Annotated in this window: 2 protein-coding genes and 1 pseudogene; all 3 read right to left on the bottom strand. The window is 35.5% G+C overall.

The window, feature by feature from the left end; translation table 11 throughout:
• A partial coding sequence (locus QTN95_RS20235; RefSeq protein WP_331418780.1) for a hypothetical protein occupies positions 1-698 on the bottom strand: 698 nt, incomplete at its 3' end.
• A 9-nt stretch (positions 699-707) separates the two neighbouring features.
• A complete protein-coding gene (locus QTN95_RS20230) occupies positions 708-1625 on the bottom strand; it encodes a hypothetical protein (protein WP_331418779.1) in 918 nt (305 codons plus the stop codon).
• A 559-nt stretch (positions 1626-2184) separates the two neighbouring features.
• A pseudogene (locus tag QTN95_RS20225) lies at positions 2185-2298 on the bottom strand (IS630 family transposase); the annotation flags it as partial.
• Positions 2299-2507 lie beyond the last annotated feature (209 nt).

Below are 2507 nucleotides of genomic sequence, written 5' to 3'. Positions count from 1 at the left end.
CCAACTTTCTCGCCTAAATTCAATAGGTCTTTAACCTCTATATCAATGGATTTAGTGAAACCCGCATATTCGGCAGTGACGGTTGCTTTGCCAGCCCCCGTACTTCGTAGAGTCTTACTTAAAACTCCCGCAATTCCAGGTGTGAAAATGATGACACTACTGTCGCTTGACGTCCAATTTGCCTTTTCAGTGACATCAATAATTGAACCATTATTCATGAGAGCTTTGAGATAGAGTTTGCGGGATCCCCACTCAACGGCATGTGATAAAACGACAGGATTTGCGTAAGACACTAATTTTGTATCATAAATATATACAGGTTCGATATTAACCACTAATTCATTAGAGGAGAGGGTCTCATACTGTGCGCGAATCGTCACTCTTGTGTTTTTGTTTGCTGAGAAGAAACCATTAGTCCCTTGCCCAAAACTAATAGCAGAGGGGTCCGAAAATTTCCATGTGACAGATTTAGGATCTAACAGATAAGAATTTCCATTTGTATCGATTACTTTTACGTTAGGATCAAATGAACTGCCTATCGATAAATGTTTATTATCAAGTTCAATAGAAAGACTAGACCATCTTATGCCTTTTTCAACGATATTGACTTCTTCCTTATCGACTTCTGCAAATAGCTTTTCTTCACTTTTGCAGCCGAAAATTGCAGTAAGACAAATGAGCGTTATTAACATCTTCATAAATAAGCCTTAGTTTGGACGATATGATTTAATGATTACCCTGCGTTCTTCTTGGTAACCATCACCATTATTTTTTGCAGAATAAGGAACGGTGTAAGACATATTAATAATGTCGATTTTTGAATTGGGATAAAGCTCTTTTAAAGCACTTTCTACTCTTCGTGCCCGATCGATAGAAATAATAATGTCTTCGTTGTAACTCCTATATCCATATACAACGAAGTAATCGCCATCTAGAAATTGAGTTAGGTTATGGGAGGAAGTTAATAAACTTGATGATTCATCAAAATATAGAGTTGTGCTTACCACTTGTTGGTAATCGATGTTACTTTTTACCTGACTATTCTCTATCGCATTTTTGACTCGACGCTGAATTTGACTTTTCGAGAATGAAACACCAAGTAACAACATGTCAAAGTCTAAACCGTAAAAATTAGGAAAGTATTTAACGCTAGAACTGACATTGAGATCTAATAAGTTGACGTATCTATCATACGCCAACATAAGGTATGCAGAGCTACCGACATGCTCACTGTCGCTGATGCCGTATTGTTTGTCTTTCCATATAGAGAGTCCAATACCAAAATCTAGGCGAGAGTCGGGACCAAGTGGGTACTTGTATTTAGTAATGGTATTAAGCGACTTGATATTGAAGTCTTGTCGATTCTGAGTTTTTTCAGATTGAGCCTCAAAGTCATTGGCGATTAAAAGTGAGCTACCCAGAGTTAAATTATGTGATTCAAAATCGATCCCAAATTCGTAATATATTGAATTTAAGTCACACTGATAGTAGCTTTCTGAGCACCCATCAGTACCGATAAGTAACCCACTTCCAGCCGATAATCTTACATCCTCAAGCTCTATCGCATAACTAATTGTTGATATTATAAATAGCATTACGCATGAGATCGAACCAATGTTTGTCATTGTTTTTTTTCCTCCACTAAAGAAAATTTTATTAAATGACAATTTTGTAATTTAAATATTCTTTATCTAGGTTAGTCTAATGATAATAAAAAATTCTAATGATAATAAACAAAATTAGAATAAACTGGAGCCATATTTAATGTCAAATTTAATTGAGTTTAAAGTGGATAAAGTTACAAATCATGAAAATAGTGTGATCACGAGTCAACATACATATAAGTCGGATTTTTCTCACATAGCCAAAGGATGTTTCCCATGCACTAATAACGCTTAAATTATTAATATTTAAGTGCTGAAGGAATTTTTTAGCTGAAATATATCTAATATTTTATAACCAATGGAATTATCCAATATGAAAATAAAAATATTTAAGTTAAGCATTGCGACGTCGTTAGTCATGTCGTCTTCGCTATCATATGCCGCGATGGAAATTGAGAGCTATACCCCTGATCATTGAAAATGCTTGATTTTATTTAGAATCAATGATCACTCAATTAGGAATGTTGGATCAATTGCGTTAACTCACACTTTTTGTCAATGGACTGCTGGTGAACGCTTACAGTAAAACCGCTTTAATACGGTCGCAAACTCGACTATCACGTTCAATGTCGTGCATTTGTTCGAGTTGCAGTTTCTGTTGAGGAGTCAGTGTAATTTTCATGGTTAGTAGCATGATCCTGATTCTATTGAAAATCAAGCATCTTCAATGATCACGGGTATACATAAAACCACAGGTTTACCCATGGATGAATGTCAAATCTAAAATTACAGTATTAGCTGTTTGTAATTTTGATCAACACTTTAGCGTTGTAATTAGTAAGTCCCCCAGCATGCTCAGGAGGTACCTACTTCGCCATTTTGAGAACAGTGATTGTGTAACAC

Source organism: Vibrio sp. M260112 (assembly GCF_036533775.1).
Lineage (GTDB): Bacteria > Pseudomonadota > Gammaproteobacteria > Enterobacterales > Vibrionaceae > Vibrio.
This window is presented reverse-complemented; position numbering and strand designations above follow the sequence as displayed.